The 21,717-nt window shown below is 31.7% G+C and carries 20 protein-coding genes; 13 read left to right on the top strand and 7 right to left on the bottom strand.

The window, feature by feature from the left end:
* The 4 genes from O9267_RS13225 to O9267_RS13210 form a co-directional block, all read left to right on the top strand.
* Nucleotides 1–1,454: phosphoenolpyruvate carboxylase (locus O9267_RS13225; RefSeq protein ID WP_298180332.1), on the top strand; the 1,454-nt coding region annotated here is incomplete at its 5' end.
* A gap of 75 nt (nucleotides 1,455–1,529) precedes the next feature.
* Nucleotides 1,530–2,102: a Crp/Fnr family transcriptional regulator gene (locus O9267_RS13220; protein WP_298180329.1), complete on the top strand. Its 573-nt coding sequence runs from the start codon at nucleotides 1,530–1,532 to the stop codon at nucleotides 2,100–2,102.
* 74 nt (nucleotides 2,103–2,176) lie between these two features.
* Entirely contained in the window at nucleotides 2,177–2,944 is a 768-nt protein-coding gene (locus tag O9267_RS13215) for an MBL fold metallo-hydrolase (protein ID WP_298180328.1), read from the top strand.
* A 142-nt stretch (nucleotides 2,945–3,086) separates the two neighbouring features.
* Nucleotides 3,087–3,605 (top strand): DinB family protein, encoded by a 519-nt coding sequence (locus tag O9267_RS13210; RefSeq protein WP_298180326.1) that lies wholly within the window; start codon nucleotides 3,087–3,089, stop codon nucleotides 3,603–3,605.
* Nucleotides 3,606–3,713: 108 nt separating this feature from the next.
* On the opposite strand, the gene O9267_RS13205 is transcribed toward O9267_RS13210, so the two are convergent.
* From O9267_RS13205 to aroB, 5 genes are all read right to left on the bottom strand, one after another.
* On the bottom strand, nucleotides 3,714–4,133 hold the full coding sequence (locus O9267_RS13205; RefSeq protein WP_298180324.1) for a DNA primase: 420 nt from the start codon (nucleotides 4,131–4,133) through the stop codon (nucleotides 3,714–3,716).
* Between the two features lie 9 nt (nucleotides 4,134–4,142).
* Nucleotides 4,143–5,117, bottom strand: a complete 975-nt coding sequence (locus O9267_RS13200; RefSeq protein WP_298180322.1) for a deoxyhypusine synthase family protein — start codon at nucleotides 5,115–5,117, stop codon at nucleotides 4,143–4,145.
* Nucleotides 5,118–5,196: 79 nt separating this feature from the next.
* Nucleotides 5,197–6,600, bottom strand: coding sequence for an arginine decarboxylase (locus O9267_RS13195; protein ID WP_298180320.1), 1,404 nt, complete (start codon nucleotides 6,598–6,600; stop codon nucleotides 5,197–5,199).
* Between the two features lie 52 nt (nucleotides 6,601–6,652).
* On the bottom strand, nucleotides 6,653–6,832 hold the full coding sequence (locus O9267_RS13190; RefSeq protein ID WP_298180318.1) for a hypothetical protein: 180 nt from the start codon (nucleotides 6,830–6,832) through the stop codon (nucleotides 6,653–6,655).
* Nucleotides 6,833–6,888: 56 nt separating this feature from the next.
* Nucleotides 6,889–7,950 carry a 3-dehydroquinate synthase gene (aroB, locus tag O9267_RS13185; RefSeq protein ID WP_298180316.1) on the bottom strand — a complete coding sequence of 354 codons (1,062 nt, stop codon included), beginning with the start codon at nucleotides 7,948–7,950 and terminating at the stop codon, nucleotides 6,889–6,891.
* Nucleotides 7,951–8,101: 151 nt separating this feature from the next.
* Between aroB and O9267_RS13180 the strand changes: the two genes are divergently transcribed.
* The 9 genes from O9267_RS13180 to O9267_RS13140 all read left to right on the top strand — a co-directional run bounded on the left by O9267_RS13180 (nucleotide 8,102) and on the right by O9267_RS13140 (nucleotide 16,918).
* Entirely contained in the window at nucleotides 8,102–8,404 is a 303-nt protein-coding gene (locus O9267_RS13180) for a TIGR03643 family protein (protein ID WP_298180314.1), read from the top strand.
* Between the two features lies 1 nt (nucleotide 8,405).
* Nucleotides 8,406–8,804, top strand: a complete 399-nt coding sequence (locus tag O9267_RS13175; protein ID WP_298180312.1) for a DUF2452 domain-containing protein — start codon at nucleotides 8,406–8,408, stop codon at nucleotides 8,802–8,804.
* A gap of 12 nt (nucleotides 8,805–8,816) precedes the next feature.
* On the top strand, nucleotides 8,817–9,461 hold the full coding sequence (locus O9267_RS13170) for a flavin reductase (protein WP_298180309.1): 645 nt from the start codon (nucleotides 8,817–8,819) through the stop codon (nucleotides 9,459–9,461).
* Between the two features lie 126 nt (nucleotides 9,462–9,587).
* Entirely contained in the window at nucleotides 9,588–11,096 is a 1,509-nt protein-coding gene (locus O9267_RS13165; RefSeq protein ID WP_298180307.1) for a deoxyribodipyrimidine photo-lyase, read from the top strand.
* The gene (locus O9267_RS13160; RefSeq protein WP_298180305.1) at nucleotides 11,062–11,205 is read left to right on the top strand and encodes a DUF2256 domain-containing protein; all 144 of its coding nucleotides are present in this window, start codon (nucleotides 11,062–11,064) and stop codon (nucleotides 11,203–11,205) included. The genes O9267_RS13165 and O9267_RS13160 overlap by 35 nt, the downstream gene beginning before the upstream one ends.
* A gap of 92 nt (nucleotides 11,206–11,297) precedes the next feature.
* Complete coding sequence (locus O9267_RS13155; RefSeq protein WP_298180303.1) at nucleotides 11,298–12,833, top strand: cryptochrome/photolyase family protein; 1,536 nt, start codon at nucleotides 11,298–11,300, stop codon at nucleotides 12,831–12,833.
* A gap of 77 nt (nucleotides 12,834–12,910) precedes the next feature.
* Nucleotides 12,911–14,203, top strand: coding sequence for a DASH family cryptochrome (locus tag O9267_RS13150; protein ID WP_298180301.1), 1,293 nt, complete (start codon nucleotides 12,911–12,913; stop codon nucleotides 14,201–14,203).
* 21 nt (nucleotides 14,204–14,224) lie between these two features.
* The gene (locus O9267_RS13145) at nucleotides 14,225–15,652 is read left to right on the top strand and encodes an SDR family oxidoreductase (protein ID WP_298180300.1); all 1,428 of its coding nucleotides are present in this window, start codon (nucleotides 14,225–14,227) and stop codon (nucleotides 15,650–15,652) included.
* Nucleotides 15,653–15,748: 96 nt separating this feature from the next.
* Nucleotides 15,749–16,918, top strand: a complete 1,170-nt coding sequence (locus tag O9267_RS13140; RefSeq protein ID WP_298180297.1) for a proline dehydrogenase family protein — start codon at nucleotides 15,749–15,751, stop codon at nucleotides 16,916–16,918.
* A gap of 95 nt (nucleotides 16,919–17,013) precedes the next feature.
* Here O9267_RS13140 and O9267_RS13135 read toward each other — a convergent pair whose 3' ends face one another.
* A complete protein-coding gene (locus O9267_RS13135) occupies nucleotides 17,014–18,801 on the bottom strand; it encodes an ABC transporter transmembrane domain-containing protein (RefSeq protein WP_298180295.1) in 1,788 nt (595 codons plus the stop codon).
* 136 nt (nucleotides 18,802–18,937) lie between these two features.
* Nucleotides 18,938–21,481, bottom strand: a complete 2,544-nt coding sequence (locus O9267_RS13130; RefSeq protein WP_298180293.1) for an ATP-dependent Clp protease ATP-binding subunit — start codon at nucleotides 21,479–21,481, stop codon at nucleotides 18,938–18,940.
* Between the last annotated feature and the right edge of the window lie 236 nt (nucleotides 21,482–21,717).

The following is a 21,717-nucleotide window of genomic DNA, read 5'->3' as shown; positions in this document are numbered from 1 at the left end:
ATTCTTTCGAAACTGGTAACGAAGATTTCAAAAATTACTTTTCGTATTCAAGTGAAAAGCGAATGGAATTGCTAACCACAATTTCCGGAAATATTTCTTCCGACTTGTTTAACGATGAAATGACTAAGCAAACATTAGATTCTATTTTTGCAATAAAAACAATTCAAGAAAATAATGGCGAATTAGGAGCCAACCGCTATATTATTTCCAACAATGAAAGTGCTTTGAATGTTTTAGAAACTTATGCATTATTCAAATTATGCAATTGGGAAAATCCATCAGTAGATATTGTTCCGTTATTTGAATCGATTGATGATTTGAAAGATGCTGATAAAATTATGGAGCAATTGTACACTAATAAAGAGTACGCTGCACATTTAAAAAATAGAAACAACAAACAAACCGTAATGTTAGGTTTCTCTGACGGAACTAAAGATGGCGGTTATTTGATGGCAAATTGGGGAATTTATAAAGCCAAACAAACCATAACAACAATCTCAAGAAAATACGGAATTAAAGTTGTTTTCTTTGATGGTCGTGGTGGTCCGCCAGCTCGTGGTGGTGGAAAAACGCATAAATTTTATGCGTCATTAGGTTCAGAAATTGAGAATCAAGAAATACAGTTGACAATTCAAGGGCAAACTATTAGTTCAAATTTTGGAACAACAGAATCTTGTCGTTATAATTTAGAAAATCTTCTAAGTGCTGGAGTTGCCAATCAGATTTACAAAAATGAAAGCATCAATTTGTCAGATTCCGATAAAAAAATCATTGACGAACTTTCTGAAATTGGGTATCAAAAATATTTGAGTTTCAAAAATCATCCTAAGTTTATTCCTTATTTGGAGCAAATGAGTACGTTGAATTATTATTCAAAAACCAATATTGGAAGTCGTCCATCAAAGAGAAATGCAAGCGAAAGTCTCGATTTTGCGGATTTGAGAGCGATTCCGTTTGTAGGTTCCTGGAGTCAAATGAAGCAAAATGTGCCTGGTTTTTTTGGAGTTGGTTCGGCTTTAAAACATTTTGAAGAATCGGGTGAATGGGACAAAGTACAAACATTATTTGATACGTCTTTATTTTTCAGAACGTTATTAGAAAACAGTATGATGTCGTTGGCAAAATCCTTTTTTCCGCTAACGCAGTACATGAAAAACGATGCTGAGTTTGGTGATTTTTGGCAAATAATCTTTGATGAATTTCAAGAAACCAAGCGATTATTACTAAAAATTGCAGGACATAAAGAACTAATGGAAAACTATCCAGACGGAAAAGCTTCAATCAAAATGCGTGAAGATATTGTGTTACCATTGTTAACGATTCAGCAATATGCTTTGATGAAAATCAACGAAATCAAAAAGGGTAGAAGTGATGCTAAATTACTGGAAGTTTATGAAAAATTGGTAATGCGATCATTGTTCGGAAATACTAATGCTAGCAGGAATTCGGCTTAATGCGTTGAGATTTTTATTATTATTTTATTTTTGGTATGATTATTAAGCGAACCTAGAAAAAACGCGCACTTGAAAATGAAAGAAGCAGACAAATTATCTTTATTTTTTAGCAATGAATTTCCTTTTAATAAAGAAGGTTTAGAAGAATTTGTAAATACTTTTGCTGTAAAATCATTCAAAAAAGGTGAAATCATTTTAGAAAATGGAACGATAGATAATGAACTTCGCTTTTTAGATCAAGGAATCATTCGAGAATATTATGCAACAACCGACAAAGAAAAAAACATCAATTTTTTTACAGATGCCGGTTTTATAACCGATTTTTCCTCATTTACGCATTCTACCACTACAAAAAAATACCAGGAATGTTTAACTGATGTAGATTTGAGAGTTTTATCTAAAGAAATATTTTCGACTTTTACCGACCAATATAATTGTGGTAAGTTGTTTGTAGAAACCATTTTCCAACGAATTGTTGTCAATAAAGAAACCGAAGAATTCAACCATTTTGTTAATACTGCAGAAGAATTGTATCTCGATATAATGAAAAATAAACCGGATTGGTTATCACAAATTCCTCAATATCATATTGCCTCCTACTTGGGAATTACGCCCGAAACATTGAGCAGAATTAGAAAAAGAATTTAATTTCTTGATTTGAATCAATGGAATCTATTTTAGTATTGGGCAACTTTGTGCTTTCAATTTAAAACTATTAAATAATGAAAGTACATCATTTAAGAAACGCCACTTTAGTCATAGAAACTGGAGAAAATTTTATATTAGTTGATCCAATGCTTGGAAAAAAAGGAACAGCTGGACCAACTTTTACACTTTTCCGTTTCAAACCACAACGAAATCCTATTGTAGATTTACCAAGCAATGCAATTAATATCGTTGATAAAACGACACATTGTTTAATTACGCATTTGCATCCAGACCATTTGGACAAAGAAGCCGAAAATTTTCTTCGCCTTAAACAAATTCCAGTTATTTGCAGTATAAAAGACGAAGCCACCTTAAGAAAAAAAGGATTAAACGTTTCCCAAACTGTTGAATATTGGAAAGAAAGCCCTTTTTTAGGCGGAAAAATTCAAGGTATTCCTGCAGTTCATGGATACGGATTTGTAGCAAAACCAATGGGAAATGTGATGGGATTTCACATAGAATTACCGAACGAAAAATCAATCTATTTAAGTGCCGATACCATTTATACTGATGATGTTCACAAAGTTTTGACACAATTAAAACCTGAAATAGCTGTGGTGGCTTCTGGAACAGCTCAATTAGATATTTTTCAACCTTTGTTAATGCGAATGGATGACATTTTAAAATTCGTAAAAAATGCACCAAACCAAGTTATCGCAAATCATCTAGAAGCTGTAAATCATTGTCCAACAACAAGAAAACAATTAGAAGCAGAAGTTTCAAAAATTGGACTTTCTGACAAGGTTTTTATTCCAAATGATGGAGAAAGTATAACGTATTAACAAAATTTCTGCTTAAAGTTATTTTAAGAAATTGGTTTTTAAGGTTTCTAGAATACTCGGGATTAAAGTTTGTTTTGTACTTTTGATTTTTAATGCTTAACCTAAAGTTACTAACAGATCAAATTATTTACTTAATTAAAAAATGAAACCAAACCAACTAAACACAAACGAATACGCACCTTTCTACGCAAATTACATCGCTCAAGTTTCTGATGAATATACTCTAGTAGAAGAATTAGAAATTTCTTTACATCGCTTTATTAAATTTGTTCAAGATATTCCAATGGATAAATTTGATTACCGATATGCCGAAGGAAAATGGACAATAAAAGATATTATTTTGCATTTAATTGATGCAGAAAGAATTTTTGCTTATCGTGCGTTGCGATTTGCAAGAAATGATAAAACCGATTTACCAGGTTTTGAAGAAAACGATTATGTGGATGAAGCCAATGCAAATTCAAGAAGCATCATGGATATGTTAACTGAATTATCTGCAGTAAGACATGCAACATTGTTATTGTTCAAATCTTTTTCTGATGATAAATTATTAAGAGTAGGAACAGCCAACAACAATCCAATGTCGGTTAGAGCTTTAGGATTTATTATTATTGGTCATCAAAACCACCATCAAAGAGTTTTTGAAGAAAGATATCTTTAGGGAAATTCCAAAAGACAAATTCCAAATTCCAAAATTTATGTTATAAAAAAACCCCAAATTCCATACTAAACATTGGAATTTGGGATTTTAAATATTGGTATTTAATATTTATTCTTCGTCATCATCGTCATCGTCAAAATTATCTGATGGTTCATCATCATCGTCGTCATCGTCGTCGTCACCATCGTCTGAGCCACCTTTGTCTTTTAGTAAATCTTCTTCTACATCGTCGTCATCTCCAGGAGCATCTTCGTCATCATCCAAACCAGCAACAGGAATAATTGGTTCGATTACTGAATCTAAATCATCATCTTCGTCAAATTTCTCCATTCTGCTTGCCAGTTTAGTACTTACTTTTACTAAATAAATAGTGTCTTCAGTTCTTACTTCAACAGCTTCTACAAGTTCATTTTGGGCATTTCTAAAGCGAATAATGTCTGAATCGTCATATCCGTCAGGAAATTTTTCAACTAATAAGTTTAAAATATCTCCTGTTAGTTTAGCATAATCAACAATAACTCTTCTCATAAATATATTTTATTGGTCTAATAAATAAGCAAAAATTAATGGAGCAACAATAGTTGCATCCGACTCGATAATGAACTTTGGCGTATGAATATCTAATTTGCCCCAAGTGATTTTTTCATTTGGAACCGCACCAGAGTACGAACCATAACTTGTTGTTGAATCGGAAATTTGGCAAAAATAACTCCAGAAAGGAATATCATGCATTTCCATATCTTGGTATAACATTGGAACTACGCAAATTGGAAAATCTCCTGCAATTCCACCACCAATTTGGAAAAAACCAACTCCTTTACCACCAGAATTTTTTGGATACCAATCAGACAACCACATCATGTATTCAATTCCGCTTTTCATTGTGCTTGGTTTGAATTCGCCTTTAATACAATAAGAAGCAAAAATATTACCCATTGTACTGTCTTCCCAACCTGGAACTACAATTGGAAGATTTTTTTCTGCCGCAGCAACCATCCAAGAATCTTTAGGATCAATTTCGTAGTATTGTTTCAAAACACCAGAATTAATCATTTGATACATAAATTCATGTGGAAAATATCGTTCTCCTTTTGAATCTGCATTATGCCAAATATCATATAAATGCGATTGTAATCTTCTAAAAGCTTCTTCTTCAGGAATACAAGTATCAGTTACTCTATTATAATGATTTTCTAATAAATCCCATTCGTCTTGTGGACTTAAATCTCTGTAGTTTGGTACTCTTTTGTATGAATTGTGAGCTACTAAATTCATAATATCTTCTTCAAGATTTGCTCCTGTACATGAAATAATATGTACTTTGTCTTGACGAATCATTTCTGCTAATGATTTTCCAAGTTCAGCAGTACTCATTGCTCCTCCAAGAGTAATCATCATTTTTCCATTTTCTAGCAAATGTTGCTCATATCCTTTGGCAGCATCTACTAAAGCAGCAGCGTTGAAGTGAAGATAATTCTTCTCAATAAACTGACTTATTGGTCCTTTGCTCATTTTGTTTGTTTAATGTTTATTATTGTAGTTTGGACTTCAAAGAAAAACTATTTTTCTAAAATTCCAAAGTTAAAATGTATTATTTTTTGGTGTAACCTAATATTTTCAATACGTCATCAGCAGTTTGTTGTTCGCTAAAAACTTCGGTTGCTAGAATTCCGTTTTCATCTCTATCGATTAAAATATGTTTTGGTTGTGGAATCAAACAGTGGTGTAAACCTCCAAAACCTCCAATAGTTTCTTGATAGGCGCCAGTATTGAAGAAACCTATATACAATGGTTTTTCTTTATTGTATTTTGGTAAATAAATGGCATTCATATTTTGTTCAGAATTGTAATAATCATCACTATCACAAGTCATTCCGCCAAGTAAAACTCTTTCATAAGTATCATTCCAACGGTTTACTGCAAGCATGATAAAACGTTTGTTGATAGCCCAAGTGTCTGGTAATGTTGTGATAAACGAACTGTCAATCATGTTCCAAGCTTCTCTATCATTTTGTTGTTTTTGATATAAAACTTGATAAATTGCTCCTCCAGATTCTCCAACTGTAAACGAACCAAATTCTGTAAAAATATTGGGAACATCAACTTCTGCTTCGTCACACGCAATTTTTATTTGATTAATGATTTCGTCAATCATGTATTGATAATCATATTCAAATGCCAGTGAATTTTTAATTGGAAATCCACCACCTATATTCAACCCATCAAGAGTTGGACATTCTTTTTTGAGTGCAATATATACTTTTATACACTTTACCAATTCATTCCAATAGTAAGCCGTATCGTTAATTCCAGTATTAATGAAAAAGTGAAGCATTTTTAACTCCAATTTGTCATTTTCTTGAATTTGTTTTTTGTAAAATTGAACGATATTTTTATATCCGATCCCTAATCTAGAAGTATAAAATTCAAATTTAGGTTCTTCTTCGGCAGCAATTCTAATTCCAATTTTAAATTTTCCTTTAATTTCTGCTTGAAGCAAATCCAATTCTTCATAATTATCAATAATTGGAATAGCATTTTTATGTCCGTTATTAATCAATCGGGCAATATTAGTAATATATTGATCTCTTTTAAAACCATTACATATAATATGAGTGCTTTTATTGATTTTTCCGTTTTCTAATAAATTCTCAACAATATTGATATCGAATGCTGAAGATGTTTCAATATGAATATTATTTTTGAAAGCCTCATTCATAATGTATTCAAAATGAGAGCTTTTTGTGCAATAACAATAATAATATTTACCTTCATATTTGTTTTTTTCCATCGCATTTCTGAACCAATTCTTAGCTCTTTTTATGTTGTTGGAAATTTGAGGTAAATAAGTGAATTTCAACGGAGTTCCATATTGTTCCACCAACTTCATTAAGTCGATGTTATGAAATTGCAAAGCACCTTCTTTATTTAGGTTAAACTCTTCTTGAGGAAAATAGTAAGTTTGATTTATTAAGTCGAAATATCTTGTGTTCATTGAAATAAAATTATTTGAAAGATTAATTGAAAATGCTGTATTAATCTATGATTCAAACTCTAATATTAGCATAAACAATAGGAAGTTTTTCGGTTTCAGATTTTATCATCTCTAAAAACAAGCCTAAAATAGTTCTAATTGAAGTTAAAAAAGTAACACACAATACTTGAAAACCCGTATTGGTTTTTAGCGTGAAAGTGCTATTAGTAGTGCTATTTTTCTTTTTATTCATTCCGACAAATGTAAAAAATAAATTAAGCGAATTGCAACATTTTTATTAAAAAAATATTAAGTTTTATAATCTTCGAAACTTTTAATAATTAATTCATTTTCAACCGATTGATTAATGATGATTTTTCCGATACCATTTATCAATGCAAATTGCACTTTTCCGTACTCATTTTTCTTGTCGTGAATGAGTAAATTTTGAATGGATTTGATGTCACTTTCAGTGAAAATATGTTTTTCAAAAATGTCAGTTATCGTATATTTTATTTGATGGAATTCTTCGTTGGACAACAATCCTTTCTCTTTTGAAATATAACTTTCCAAAATCATTCCAATAGCAATTGCCTCGCCATGAAGCAAAGGTGTAACTGATTCTAAAAAATGACTTTCAATAGCATGACCAAGTGTATGACCAAAATTCAACGCTTTTCTAATGCCGTTTTCAGTTGGATCTTGTTTTACAATTTCGTTTTTAATTTCTATTGAACGATAAATTAAAGTATCAAAATCGGCAAAATCAATATTAGATAAATCTAGAAATTCTTCCCAATAGTTTTTGTCATAAATCAAACCATGTTTTAGCATTTCTGCCAAACCTGAACGCATTTCTTTTTGAGGTAATGTTTCAAGAAAATTGGTATCAATCAATAACAATTGAGGAACATTTATTACTCCAATTTGGTTTTTTAAATTACCCAAATCAACACCGTTTTTTCCACCAATTGATGCATCAACCATACCTAATAAAGTAGTTGGTACGTTTATAAAATCAATGCCTCGTTTGAAAGTAGAAGCAATAAATCCGCCAATATCTGTAATTACGCCACCACCAAGATTGATAATCATACTTTTTCTATCAGCTCCAAGTTCTGATAAAATCGACCAAATTTCAACGCAAGTAGCAATGTTTTTAATTCCTTCTCCAGCTTCGATTTCTATAATTTCTATTGAAACTTCAGTTGCTAAATTGGGTAAAAATTTGGACAAACAATATTCGTTAGTATGTTCATCAACAAGAATGAAAATTGAAGAATATTTTTTTTGAATTATAATTTGGTTAATTTCTTCATATCCTTTTTCATTAAAATAAATAGAATATCCGTTGGCTTCAATTGATTGCATACTAATTTGTAAATTTTGAACAAAAATAAGCATATTATTTCTATCTGAATCGAATGTGTTTTAAGTTATTTTTTTATTAAAATATTCTTTAAAACAAAATAAATAGTTTAATTTTGTTTAATATTTATTAAAAAAAGCTAAACAAAATATTTTGAAGCCAATTATTGCAACCATAGAAAAAGAAAATCTATCTGAAATTCAAATTGATAGAATAATAGAAATGGCTTGGGAAGATCGAACTCCTTTTGACGCCATAAAATTCCAATTTGGTTTAGCCGAAGCCGATGTCAAAGCTTTGATGAAAAGAGAATTGAAATTTAGCAGCTATAAATTGTGGCGAGAGCGAGTTGAAAATTGCAAAACCAAGCACGTAGCGAAAAGAGTAGAAGGCATTGACCGATTTAAATGCAATTTGCAACGTTCAATTTCAAATAATAAAATTTCTAAAAGATAAAATGGAAAGTAAGAAACCAGATAATGTAGTTTTTTCAGAAGAAGAAGGTTACAATGCGAGTTTGTTGTCTTATTCTACAAGTGTTGGTGCTCCAGTTATCAAAATGGACGATGTTGTATCGTGGAAAAGTAGAGGAATAAGCAATGTAAATAAAGAGTTTGAAAATAAGTTTAACGAACTTAAAATTCAATACGAAAAATTAATGGAAGAATTCGAATGGAACGAATTGGTTTATAACTCCAAATTCTCATTTGAGCCTGTAATCGGTGAAATTTATCATTTGTATGCCAATAATGACGGAACAAATTCACTTTCATTAATAGCTCCAAACGAATGGAATAAAGAGCATATTGGAACTTTCAAATTGAATAGTGAAAGAAAATGGATTCACCTTTTATAAATTAAATTTCAAATGAGTAAAATTCATATCAATAAAGATCAAATAGAACAACTTGAAAAACAAAAAAGAGTTCATCTAATAAATAGTTTAGGCGGATTTAAAAGTGTAAGTTTAGTTGGAACTTCTGATGAAAATGGCAATGAAAACTTAGCCATTTTTAGTTCATTTTTTCATATTGGAGCCAATCCACCATTGATAGGATTGATTTTTAGACCAAGTCCACCAGAGCGTGACTCGATGCGAAATATTTTGGATACAGGATTTTTTACAATCAATCATATTAATGAATCCATTTACAAGCAAGCACATCAAACTTCGGCTCGATACGATAAAGGAGTCTCTGAATTTGATGCAACTAATTTAAAATCAGAATATAAAAACGATTTTTACTCACCTTTTGTTGCAGAAAGTAACATTCAATTAGGAGTAGAGTTTAAAGAAAAAATTGATATTTCTATAAATAGCACAACTATGATTATTGGTGAAATTACTCAAATATATATTCCAAAAAATTGTTTGCTAGAAGATGGATTTATTGATTTAGAAAAAGCCAATACTATTACTTGTTCGGGTTTAGATAGTTATCACAAAACCATTCAATTAGATCGATTAAGCTACGCAAAACCTGATAAAGAAATTACCTCATTAATTTTTTAAATGAAATAAATTAAAGCTTTCATAAAACTATGGAATCTATGTAAAGTAAAACGACTTAAGCACAAATAAAATCCTATGATTTCTATGTGGTTTAAAAAATAAAATACACAATTCATCACCATAAAATTGACTAAAAAAGCTATAAATATTGTTTGGTTCAAACGTGATTTACGTTTTACAGATCACGAACCACTTTATTTGGCTCAACAGGAAGAACTTCCGGTTTTATTAGTTTATTTTTTTGAACCATCTTTAATGAATTACGATGATTCTGATGTTCGTCATTGGCGGTTTATTTTCGAGTCATTGCAGGAAATGCAAGTAAAATTAAATTCCATTGCGACAAGTATTTATATTTTTCATAGCGAAGTGCAATCAGTTTTTAATGAATTGAATAAAAAATATGATATAAAAACTGTTTTTTCACATCAGGAAATTGGAAATAAAATCACTTTCGATAGAGATATTGAAATGCAACGTTTTTTTGATTCTAATGAAATTTATTGGAAACAATCACAAATGCATGGTGTAATTCGAAAGTTAAAATCCAGAAGCAATTGGGACAAACGTTGGGAACAAGTAATGCGTGATGTTCCAAAAATGGTTGATTTGAATGCTTTAAAAGTGGAAAGTTTGGAACCTGATTTCTATGATAAAATTAAAGGGAAAGAACTTCCAACAGAAATAATCACACGAAATAAAAACTTCCAACAAGGCGGTGAATATTGGGCTTGGCGCTATTTAGATAGTTTTGCAAAAGAGCGTCATGTGAATTATAGCAAACACATTTCCAAACCCAATTTAAGTAGAACAGGTTGCAGCCGATTGTCACCTTATTTGACTTATGGGAACATTAGTATGCGAATGGTTTACCAATATACTAACCAGCATTATGAAGCGTCCAAAAACAAAAGAGCCATGTTGAATTTTGTATCAAGACTGCATTGGCATTGCCATTTTATGCAAAAATTTGAAGACGAATGCCGAATGGAATTTGAAAATGCAAATCGAGCTTATGATTCTTTAATAAAACCAAAAAATGAAACCTATATAAAAGCTTGGCAAGAAGGAAAAACCGGAGTTCCAATTGTGGATGCTTGCATGCGATGTTTGGTTCAAACAGGCTACATCAATTTCAGAATGCGAGCCATGGTTGTTTCGTTCTTCACATTTAATTTATGGCAAGATTGGCGCGAATTACATTTCTTAGCTAGACAATTTTTAGATTATGAACCAGGAATTCATTATCCACAAATTCAGATGCAATCGGGAACAACAGGAATAAATACGATTAGAATTTACAATCCAATTAAAAACTCCGAAGAGCACGATTCAGAAGGTGTTTTCATCAAAAAATGGATTCCAGAATTGGCAGAAGTTCCAATAGAATTGATTCATGAGCCTTGGAAATTAAACGAAATAGAACAACAATTTTACCATTGCGAAATTGGTAAAAATTATCCTTTTCCAATAGTTGATATCGATGAAACTCGAAAAAAAGCAAGTGATATTGTTTGGAGTTTCCGTAAAAATGATGCTGTTAAAGAAGAAGGAAAACGGATTTTGAAAAAACACGTTAGTAATCCAAATAAACCTAAAAATGCGAGGAGTAAAAAAGCAAAACCTTCCAAGTAAAACCTGCATCGTTTGCCAAAAACCATTCACTTGGCGCAAAAAATGGGAAAAAGTTTGGGACGAAGTAAAATATTGTAGTGATAAATGCAGAATGAATAAAACTAAATAGCCACAGATTAAATGGATTTTCACAGATTTTTTCGTTTTGAGGTTTTAAAATCCTTTTAATCTTTTAAATCTGTTGCAAATAAAAAAAATATAATGCCAAAAACCTTACGATTAATTCTTGGAGATCAATTAAATAGTAATCATTCATGGTTTAAAACTGTAGATGATTCGGTTACTTATGTGATGATGGAAATTCGTTCTGAAACCGATTATGCCAACCATCACATTCAAAAAGTAGTTGGAATATTTGCTGCAATGCAAGATTTTAAAAATGATTTACTAGCTAATAATCATAAAGTTATCTATATTTATCTAAATGATAAAAACAACTTGCAATCTTTTGAGAAAAATATTCAAAACTTAATTTCAGAACATAATTTCACTCATTTTGAATACCAATTACCAGATGAATATCGAGTTGATTTGGATTTAAAAAAACTTTGCGAAACGATTTCAATAACTAGTTCTGTTGTAGATTCGGAACATTTTTTTACATCTCGAAATGAACTAGGAGATTTCTTTGAAGGCAAGAAAATCTATTTGATGGAAAGTTTTTATCGTGCAATGAGAAAAAAGCACAACGTCATGATGGAAGGCGATAAACCATTAACTGGACAATGGAATTATGATGGAGAAAATCGAAAGAAATTACCGAAAAATCACAAGCCAATTGCTCCTTTAGTTTTCAATAATGATGTTTCAGAAATTTATAAAGAGATTACAAAAACCGATATAAAAACCATTGGAACTATTGATGCTAGAAACTTCGTTTGGCCAATAAACAGAGAACAATCATTGCAATTATTAGATTTTTTTGCAGAAGAATGTTTGCAACTATTTGGAAGTTATCAAGATGCGATGACTCCTAACGAGTGGTCATTATATCATTCTCGAATTTCATTTTCGATGAACGTAAAAATGATTTCACCTAAAGAAGTTATCGATAGATGTATTCAAGAATGGCAAAAACGTCCAAATGAAATAGAATTCAATCAGTTAGAAGGTTTTGTGCGTCAAATAATTGGTTGGCGCGAATACATGCGTGGAATTTATTGGAACAAAATGCCTGAATTTGCCACAATGAATTTCTTCAACAATCAAGAAAAATTACCTAATTGGTTTTGGACCGGAAAAACCAAAATGAACTGCATGAAAGATGCTATAAATCAATCCTTAAATTATGCGTATGCTCATCACATTCAACGCTTGATGATTACAGGAAATTTTGCGCTTTTAGCAGGAATTCATCCAGATGAAATCGATGCTTGGTATCTCGGAATTTACATTGATGCCTTCGAATGGGTTGAAATTACTAATACTCGTGGCATGAGCCAATTTGCTGATGGCGGAATTGTAGGCACAAAACCTTATGTAAGTTCGGCATCGTACATTGATAAAATGAGTCATTATTGCGGAAGTTGTTTCTACAAAAAAGCACTTAAGACTGGAGAAAAATCTTGTCCATTCAATAGTTTGTATTGGAATTTTTATGACAGAAATGAAGATAAATTAGGCAAAAATCCACGAATCGGAATGATGTACAACGTTTGGCGAAAAATGAAACCAGAAGACAAAACAGCGTTATTAGAACAAGCGGATTATTATTTGAAAAATATAAATGAACTATAAGTTTAAGAGTTTAAGTGTTTAAGGGTTTAAAAGTTTGAAAACGTGTAACATTAAACTAAAATAATAAAATAAAAAAAATGAGAAGGAGTATAGTTTGGTTTAAAACTGATTTAAGATTACATGATAATGAAACACTTATCAAAGCTATTTCACAAAGTGATGAAATAATTCCGGTGTATTGTTTTGACGAATCAAATTTCGTTACCACTGAATTTGGATTTAAGAAAACTGGAAATTTTAGAGTACAATTTTTATTAGAATCACTAGTTGATTTGGATAAAAACTTGCGAGCAATTGGTTCAGGTTTATTGATTTTAAAAGGAAAACCAGAAGTTGAAATTCCTAAGATTGTGCAAGAATATAAAGTAACTAAAGTTTTTGCAAAACGTGAAGTTTCATATGAAGAGAAACAAACAGAAGCCAGAGTTCAAGAGGAATTATTCAAATTGAAATGTGAGCTCAAAACATTTAGCACAAGTACATTATATCATGCTGAAGATTTGCCCTTTTCAATAAAAGATATTCCAGATGTATTTACTACTTTCAGGAAAAAAACAGAAAAAGATGCTTTTATTAGAGTATCATTTGATGAACCAAAAGAAATAAAATCTCCAGAAATTGAACCTCTAAAATTACCAACATTAGAAGAATTAGGTTTAGATTTTCAACCAATAGATTCGAGATCAGTTTTACAATTTAATGGTGGTGAAACAGAAGCTATAGCGAGATTAAATCATTATTTTTTTGAAACTAAATGTATTTCTGAATATAAGGAAACTCGAAACGGCTTAGTTGGTGCTGATTATTCATCAAAATTTTCGGCTTGGTTGGCTTTAGGTTGTATCTCGCCGCGATTTATTTATGATGAATTAAAAAAATATGAAAAACAATTTGGCGCCAATGAATCGACTTATTGGTTGGTTTTTGAGTTGTTGTGGCGTGATTATTTTAGATTTATGATGAAAAAATACAATGCCAAATTCTTTCAACAAGCCGGAATTCAAAGCAAAGGAATACCTGTAAACAAACATAACACAAGTCAACTCCAAGAATGGATTGATGGCGAAACAGGAGTTGATTTTGTTGATGCTAATATGATTGAATTAAAGTTAACAGGTTTCATGAGCAATCGTGGTCGTCAAAATGTGGCTAGTTATTTATGTAATGATTTGAAACTTGATTGGCGTTATGGCGCAGCTTATTTTGAGCAACAACTAATTGATTATGATGTTTGCAGCAATTGGGGAAATTGGGCTTATCTTGCTGGAGTGGGTAATGATCCTAGAGGAAATCGTTATTTTAATATTGAAAAACAAGCTTCCGATTATGATAAAGATAAAAAGTATAGGAATTTGTGGTTGAAGGATTAATTAACTTATAAATTATTAAAAATGAAAGTTTTACTAACAGGAGCAAACGGTTACGTTGGTCGAAGATTACTTCCAGAGTTACTAAATCAAGGTCATGAAGTAATTTGTGCCGTTAGAGACAAAATGCGTTTAGGTTTAGATAAAGAAACACTTTCATTGATAACTATTTGGGAAGTTGACTTTTTAGACGAAGTTAATTTCGATAATTGTCCTGTAAACATTGACATTGCTTATTTTTTAATCCATTCCATGTCGAGTTCTACGGAAACATTTGATTTAATGGAGGCAAAAACGGCTCAAAATTTCAATTTGTATTCCGATTATATGAAGGTCAAACAAGTCATTTATTTGAGTGGCATTGTCAACGATCCAAAATTGTCTAAGCACATGCTTTCACGCAATAATGTTGAGAAAATCTTATATGGAGGAAAACCAAATTTAACAGTTCTCAAAGCTGGAATCATTGTTGGTTCAGGAAGTTCTTCTTTTGAAATTATTCGTGATTTATGTGAAAAATTGCCAATTATGGTTACGCCAAAATGGGTTTTAACAAAAACACAACCTATTGCGATTCGTGACGTAATGAAGTATTTAATTGGTGTTCAAAATCGAGAAGATTGCTTCGATGAATCGTTTGATATTGGTGGTCCAAATGTGATTACTTACAAGCAAATGATGCAATTGTATGCTAAAACTCGTGGCATCAAGTTGGCTATCATTACAATTCCAATCATGACTCCTAAATTGTCATCTTATTGGTTGTATTTTGTTACGTCAACTTCCTATAAATTGGCTATGAATCTGGTTGACAGCATGAAAGTAGAAGTTGTTTGTAAAGACAATCGCCTTCAAAAAATGCTCAAAATAAAACCAATTTCTTATGTAGATGCCATTAAACTTGCATTTGAAAAAATCGAACAAAACCTAGTAATTTCAAGTTGGAAAGATAGTTTAACAAGCAGTCGATTGAAAGGAAATTTGACAAATTACATTCAAATACCCAACTTTGGATGTTTGAAAGACAGCAAAAAAATTAAAATATTAAATTCAAAACAAGTACTGGAAAATATTTGGTCAATTGGAGGTGAAAAAGGTTGGTATTATGGCAATTGGATGTGGCAACTACGCGGATTTATTGACAAGCTATTTGGCGGAGTTGGTTTACGTCGCGGAAGAACAAGTCCGACACATTTAGACAATGGCGATTCGCTTGATTTTTGGAGGGTTTTGCTAGCCGATAAAGAGAACAAACGATTATTGCTTTTTGCAGAAATGAAAGTTCCTGGCGAAGCTTGGCTCGAGTTTAGAATAGACGATAATAATTATTTGCATCAAATAGCGACTTTCAGACCAAGAGGAATTTTTGGAAGATTATATTGGTACAGTATGCTGCCATTTCATTTTTTTATTTTTAACGGAATGATAAAAAGAATAGCCAATTCTAAATAAAAATTATCAAATTCTAATTATATTTGTGCAATCATTATCTATAATCACTAATTCATCAATTTTAATTTGATAGTTAGTTTTCTTATTAACAAACAAATGGACAAAATTTTCAACAATACCGAAGTTGCTTTTGCTTTAAAAAGCGATACCGAATTAGACAGAGCTTATTTCCTTTTCAAAATGATTGCCAATGAGCCATTGGTTAGAATTGGAACTGCAGTCACCAACTTTGCTTTAAAAGCACATTTACCAGTTGACGGATTAATTCGTGCCACTGTTTTCGACCACTTTTGTGGTGGTGTAAATGAAATAGATTGCCTTTCTGTAGTTGATAAAATGTATACCAAAGGCGTTTCATCGGTTTTGGATTATTCAGTAGAAGGAAAAGAAGAAGAAGCTCAATTTGATGCGGCTTTAGAAATGACATTGAAAACAGTTGAGTTTGCTAAAGAACGTCAAGCAATTCCGTTTGCGGTTTTCAAACCAACAGGTTTAGGACGATTGGATTTATACACAAAAGTAGGAGAGAAGCAACCACTTTCTGCAGAAGAACAAGCAGAATGGGATAAAGTTAAAGAACGTTTCGAAATCATTTGTAAAACTGCTCATAGTAAAGATGTTGCCTTATTAATTGATGCTGAAGAAAGTTGGATGCAAGATGCAGCCGATGATTTAGTTGAAGATATGATGCGTAAATACAATAAAGAAAAAGTCATCGTTTTCAATACTTTACAAATGTACCGTTGGGATAGAATGGATTATCTTAAGGCATTACACGAAAGAGCAAAAGCTGATAGTTTCTACATTGGAATGAAATTAGTTCGTGGTGCTTACATGGAAAAAGAGAACAAACGTGCCGAAGAAAATGGCTATCCAACACCAATTTGTGCTTCTAAACAAGCAACGGATGATAACTATAATATTGCAGTTGACTACATGATGAAGCATATTGATAAAATGGCAATCTTCGCAGGAACGCACAATGAAGAAAGCTCGTATAAATTGATGGAAATGTTGAAAATCAACAATATTGAAATAAAAGATCAAAGAATTTGGTTTGGACAACTTTACGGAATGAGTGATAACATAAGTTATAACTTAGCTTCACACGGATACAATGTTGCAAAATATTTACCATTCGGACCTGTTCGAGATGTGATGCCTTACTTAATCCGACGTGCAGAAGAAAATACTTCTGTTGCAGGACAAACAAGTAGAGAATTGAATTTATTGAAAGCAGAAAGAGACAGAAGAAAATCTAAGTAAAAAATAATAAATCCCGAGTTAATAGCTTGGGATTTTTATTTACCGCAAATTCGCAAATTATTTTCCTTTAAATTTGCGAATTTGCGGTCATAAACCTAATATTCACTAAACTGTAAATTACTCAAATTCTTATAAATACCATTTTCAATTTCGAGTAGTTCTTTGTGTGTTCCTTTTTCGGCTATTTTTCCATCATTTAAAACTAATATGGCATCGGCTCTTCTTATTGTTGAAAGTCGGTGTGCAATAATGATACTCGTTCTTCCTTCCATTAAATTTTCTAAAGCTTCTTGTACTAATTTTTCACTTTCACTATCTAATGACGAGGTTGCTTCGTCCAAAATTAGAATACTTGGATTTTTCAACAAAGCTCTTGCTATTGCAATACGTTGACGTTGTCCACCAGAAAGTTTTATTCCACGTTCTCCAACCAAAGTGTCGAATTTTTCAGGAAATCCGTTTACGAAATCTAATGCGTTGGCTTGTTTGGCTGCTAAAAATATTTCTTCATCGGTAGCATTTGGTTTTCCGTAGGCGATGTTTTCTCTAATGCTTCCGCCAAATAAAATTACATCTTGCGGAACAATACTCATGTTACCACGAAGATTTTCTAAATCATAATCGTAAATGTTTTTATCATCGATTAAGATTTGTCCACTTTCAATATCATAAAAACGCAATAGAAGCGAAGATATAGTAGATTTACCAGCACCACTTGGACCAACAAGCGCAATCTTTTGACCAAAATTTGCAGTAAAACTAACATCTTTCAAAACTTGAACTTCTGGTCGAGATGGATAATGAAAAGCAACATTTTTGAAAGTTACATTTCCTTTTATTTTTTCAGTTGATTGATTTTGATTGGAGTTTATATTTTCTGGCGTTTCGTCTAAAAGTTCAAAAACTCTTTCGGTTGCACCAACCGCTTTTTGAATTTGAGCATATAACTCGGCAATTCCACCAAACGAAGCACCAATAAAAGTCGAATATAAAACAAACGAAATCAATTCACCAACGCCTTTAATTTCGCCGTTTATACACAAACTTACACCATACCAAACTACGGCAACAATAGCGCCAAACAAGCAGAAAATAATGAACGATGCAAAATAACCACGATATTGTCCACCTTTGATAGCAATTTTTACAATTTCTTGGATTTTGCCTTTGTATCTTGCAATTTCGTACCATTCGTTTGCGAAAGCTTTTACATTTGTAATTCCTTGCAAAGTTTCTTCTACAATCACTTGACTTTCTGCCACTTGATCTTGAACTTTTTTGGAATATTTTCTAATAAATCTGCCAAAAATAACAGCAGCAACAGCCACTACTGGAACAATAGAAAGCATCATCAAAGTCAACTTTGGACTTATAGTTGCCAAGAAAATAATTCCGCCAATTATTAAAATAAATTGACGTAAAAATTCAGCTATGGTTGAAGTTAAAGTATCTTGAATTTGGGTAATATCAGAGCTAATTCGACTATTTAATTCACCAACTCTTTTTTGAGAAAAAAACGTCATTGGTAATTTTATCAAATTACTATACAAAGCCAATCGGATGTTAGCCAGCGTATTTTCAGTAAAATTTATAAATAATGATAATCTAAAAAACGAAAAGAAAGATTGTAGCATCAAAATTCCCATTAGTCCAAGCGCAATGTTTTTGGCTTTCACCAAATCTTTCGCATTGACACAATCGACTAACATTCCCAATAATTTAGGAAAAGCCAATGCTGTTCCGCCTGTTAGCAAAAGAAAAAATAATCCCAAATAGAATTTCCATTTGTGATTATCTGAATATTTAAATATTAAAATTGCTTTGCTTAATGAACTTGCATTTAGCTTTGCTTTTGGTAAATTATTTTCCTCGAATCTAGGCATTTCTTTTTTTTGTAAAAGTAATAATATATGAGTTGTTAATTTTTTTGCAAATTATAAAGTTTTGTGAAATAATTTTAAAATAAAAAATCCGCTTTGCTTTCACAAAACGGATTTTATAAATCATTTTTATTTAGAATTAACTGGTTGGTTTTTCAGCTTTTGAAATTTTAACGGTTAATTCTTCTGCGCCATCTTCAATATCCATAAAGATTTCGTCACCAGCACCAATTTTGGAAGTGATAATTTCTTCGGCAAGTGCATCTTCAACATATTTTTGAATAGCTCTTTTTAGTGGACGAGCACCAAATTGTTTATCAAAACCTTTGTCGGCAATAAATGCTTTTGCTTTATCAGATAAAGAAAGGTTGTAACCTAAATCTTTAACACGAGCGTATAATTTTTTCAATTCAATTTCGATAATCAAATTGATGTCTTCTTTTTCTAAAGCATTGAAAACAATAACGTCATCAATTCTATTTAAAAACTCTGGTGCGAATGTTTTTTTCAAAGCATTTTCGATGATGCTTTTTGAATTATCCTCAGCATTTGCAATACGTGCAGCTGTGCCAAATCCAACACCTTGACCAAAATCTTTCAGTTGACGCGCACCAACATTAGATGTCATGATGATAATGGTGTTTTTAAAATCGATTTTGCGACCTAAACTATCAGTCAAATAACCATCATCCAAAACCTGCAACATCATGTTGAAAACATCTGGATGCGCTTTTTCAATTTCGTCTAAAAGCACTACGCAATAAGGTTTTCTTCTAACTTTTTCGGTTAATTGTCCGCCTTCTTCATAACCAACGTATCCTGGAGGCGCACCAATTAAACGAGAAATAGCAAATTTTTCCATGTATTCACTCATGTCAATACGAATTAACGCATCTTCAGAATCGAATAATTCTTTTGCTAATACTTTTGCCAATTGTGTTTTACCAACACCAGTTTGACCTAAGAAAATAAACGAACCAATTGGACGATTTGGATCTTTCAATCCAGCACGATTTCTTTGAATAGAACGAGCAATTTTTAAAACTGCATCTTTTTGACCAATCACTTTGTTTTCAATAAGTTCAGGCAGCTTAGCTAATTTGTTACTTTCGGTTTGTGCAATACGATTAACAGGAATTCCAGTCATCATAGAAACCACATCAGCAACATTGTCTTCGGTAACTTGAATTCTATTATTTTTAGAATCTTCTTCCCATTGTTCTTGAGCAATTGCAAGATCTTTTTCTAATTTTTTCTCATCATCACGAAGTTTAGCCGCTTCTTCATATTTCTGTCTTTTTACAACCGAATTTTTAAGTTCACGAACTTCTTCTAACTGACGTTCTAAATCCAAAATTTGTTTAGGAACATCAATATTTGTTATGTGCACACGAGAACCTGCTTCGTCTAAAGCATCAATAGCTTTGTCTGGTAAAAAGCGTTCAGACATATATCTGTCGGTCAATTTTACACAGGCTTCGATTGCTTCATCTGTAAAAGTTACATTGTGGTGGTCTTCGTATTTGTTTTTGATATTATTCAAAATGGTAATCGTTTCTTCAACCGAAGTTGGTTCTACAATTACTTTTTGAAAACGTCTTTCTAATGCGCCATCTTTTTCAATATATTGACGGTATTCGTCTAATGTTGTGGCACCAATACATTGTATTTCGCCACGAGCTAACGCAGGTTTAAACATGTTGGAGGCATCTAAAGAACCTGTAGCGCCACCAGCACCAACAATTGTATGGATTTCATCAATAAAAAGAATGATGTCGTCGTTTTTTTCCAATTCATTCATTACAGCTTTCATGCGTTCTTCAAACTGTCCACGGTATTTTGTGCCAGCAACTAAACTCGCTAAATCAAGCGTAACAACTCTTTTTCCGAAAAGAATTCTTGAAACTTTCTTTTGGATAATTCGCAATGCCAAACCTTCAGCAATTGCTGATTTTCCGACTCCAGGTTCACCAATAAGTAAAGGATTATTTTTCTTTCTTCTACTCAAAATTTGAGAAACTCTTTCAATCTCTTTTTCACGACCAACAACAGGATCGAGTTTGCCTTCTTCCGCCATTTCTGTTAAGTCACGACCAAAGTTATCTAAAACTGGTGTTTTAGATTTTTTGTTTGATTTATTGGCTGGGTTGTTAAAACTATCGCCTTTTAAACTGTCATCTTGACCTGAATCTTCGTTATAAGATTCATTTCTAGGCAAGTTTTCTATAAAATTATTTTCACTTGGTGTCATATTCAAATATTGTTCTTTAGCTAAATCGTAATCAATTTTTAATTTATTCAAAAGCTTTGTTGTAGGATCGTTTTCATTTCTTAGAATACACAATAATAAATGTGCGGTACTGATAGAAGTGCTTTGAAAGACTTTTGCCTCCAAGAAAGTTGTCTTTAATGCTCTTTCAGCTTGTCGTGTTAGATGAAGATTTTTTTTATCATTATTAACCAAAATATTTGGATTGGCTGGACTCAAAACTTCAACTTTTCTTCTCAAATGGTCTAAATCTACTGCCAAATTGTTCAAAATTGAAATTGCTTTTCCATTTCCATCTCTCAAAATTCCGAGCATTAAATGTTCAGTTCCAATAAAGTCGTGTCCTAATCTTAGGGCTTCTTCTTTACTGTAAGTGATTACATCCTTGACTCTTGGTGAAAAATTATCATCCATTTTTATCTTTTTTTCTAATGTAAATTTATTGATTTTATTTGAGAATTGCAAAAACCATTCCTCAAGAAACTCTTGTCAGCTAATTGACAAAAAAATATTTAAAAATAAAAGTTAAATACCAATTAACTTATTAACTGAATTTGGATGCAATATTGTTAATAAATTGAGGAAAATTCTATTCAATTTACTTTCTAAAAATTCCTGAATGGTTTATATTAGCAAGATTTTTAATTACT

Source organism: Flavobacterium sp., from assembly GCF_027531705.1.
GTDB lineage: Bacteria > Bacteroidota > Bacteroidia > Flavobacteriales > Flavobacteriaceae > Flavobacterium.
The sequence above is the reverse complement of the archived record's forward strand: the minus strand, read 5'-3'. Positions and strand labels throughout refer to the sequence as shown.

What these genes read in the sequence shown, in the direction of transcription:
- O9267_RS13130 (WP_298180293.1), bottom strand. Translation starts at nt 21,481, where the DNA reads ATGGATGATAATTTTTCACCAAGAGTCAAGGATGTAATCACTTACAGT.
- O9267_RS13205 (WP_298180324.1), bottom strand. Translation starts at nt 4,133, where the DNA reads ATGAGAAGAGTTATTGTTGATTATGCTAAACTAACAGGAGATATTTTA.
- O9267_RS13135 (WP_298180295.1), bottom strand. Translation starts at nt 18,801, where the DNA reads ATGCCTAGATTCGAGGAAAATAATTTACCAAAAGCAAAGCTAAATGCA.
- O9267_RS13220 (WP_298180329.1), top strand. Translation starts at nt 1,530, where the DNA reads ATGAAAGAAGCAGACAAATTATCTTTATTTTTTAGCAATGAATTTCCT.
- O9267_RS13150 (WP_298180301.1), top strand. Translation starts at nt 12,911, where the DNA reads ATGAGAAGGAGTATAGTTTGGTTTAAAACTGATTTAAGATTACATGAT.
- O9267_RS13140 (WP_298180297.1), top strand. Translation starts at nt 15,749, where the DNA reads ATGGACAAAATTTTCAACAATACCGAAGTTGCTTTTGCTTTAAAAAGC.
- O9267_RS13195 (WP_298180320.1), bottom strand. Translation starts at nt 6,600, where the DNA reads ATGAACACAAGATATTTCGACTTAATAAATCAAACTTACTATTTTCCT.
- aroB (WP_298180316.1), bottom strand. Translation starts at nt 7,950, where the DNA reads ATGCAATCAATTGAAGCCAACGGATATTCTATTTATTTTAATGAAAAA.
- O9267_RS13210 (WP_298180326.1), top strand. Translation starts at nt 3,087, where the DNA reads ATGAAACCAAACCAACTAAACACAAACGAATACGCACCTTTCTACGCA.
- O9267_RS13190 (WP_298180318.1), bottom strand. Translation starts at nt 6,832, where the DNA reads ATGAATAAAAAGAAAAATAGCACTACTAATAGCACTTTCACGCTAAAA.
- O9267_RS13175 (WP_298180312.1), top strand. Translation starts at nt 8,406, where the DNA reads ATGGAAAGTAAGAAACCAGATAATGTAGTTTTTTCAGAAGAAGAAGGT.
- O9267_RS13160 (WP_298180305.1), top strand. Translation starts at nt 11,062, where the DNA reads ATGCGAGGAGTAAAAAAGCAAAACCTTCCAAGTAAAACCTGCATCGTT.
- O9267_RS13215 (WP_298180328.1), top strand. Translation starts at nt 2,177, where the DNA reads ATGAAAGTACATCATTTAAGAAACGCCACTTTAGTCATAGAAACTGGA.
- O9267_RS13200 (WP_298180322.1), bottom strand. Translation starts at nt 5,117, where the DNA reads ATGAGCAAAGGACCAATAAGTCAGTTTATTGAGAAGAATTATCTTCAC.
- O9267_RS13170 (WP_298180309.1), top strand. Translation starts at nt 8,817, where the DNA reads ATGAGTAAAATTCATATCAATAAAGATCAAATAGAACAACTTGAAAAA.
- O9267_RS13145 (WP_298180300.1), top strand. Translation starts at nt 14,225, where the DNA reads ATGAAAGTTTTACTAACAGGAGCAAACGGTTACGTTGGTCGAAGATTA.
- O9267_RS13155 (WP_298180303.1), top strand. Translation starts at nt 11,298, where the DNA reads ATGCCAAAAACCTTACGATTAATTCTTGGAGATCAATTAAATAGTAAT.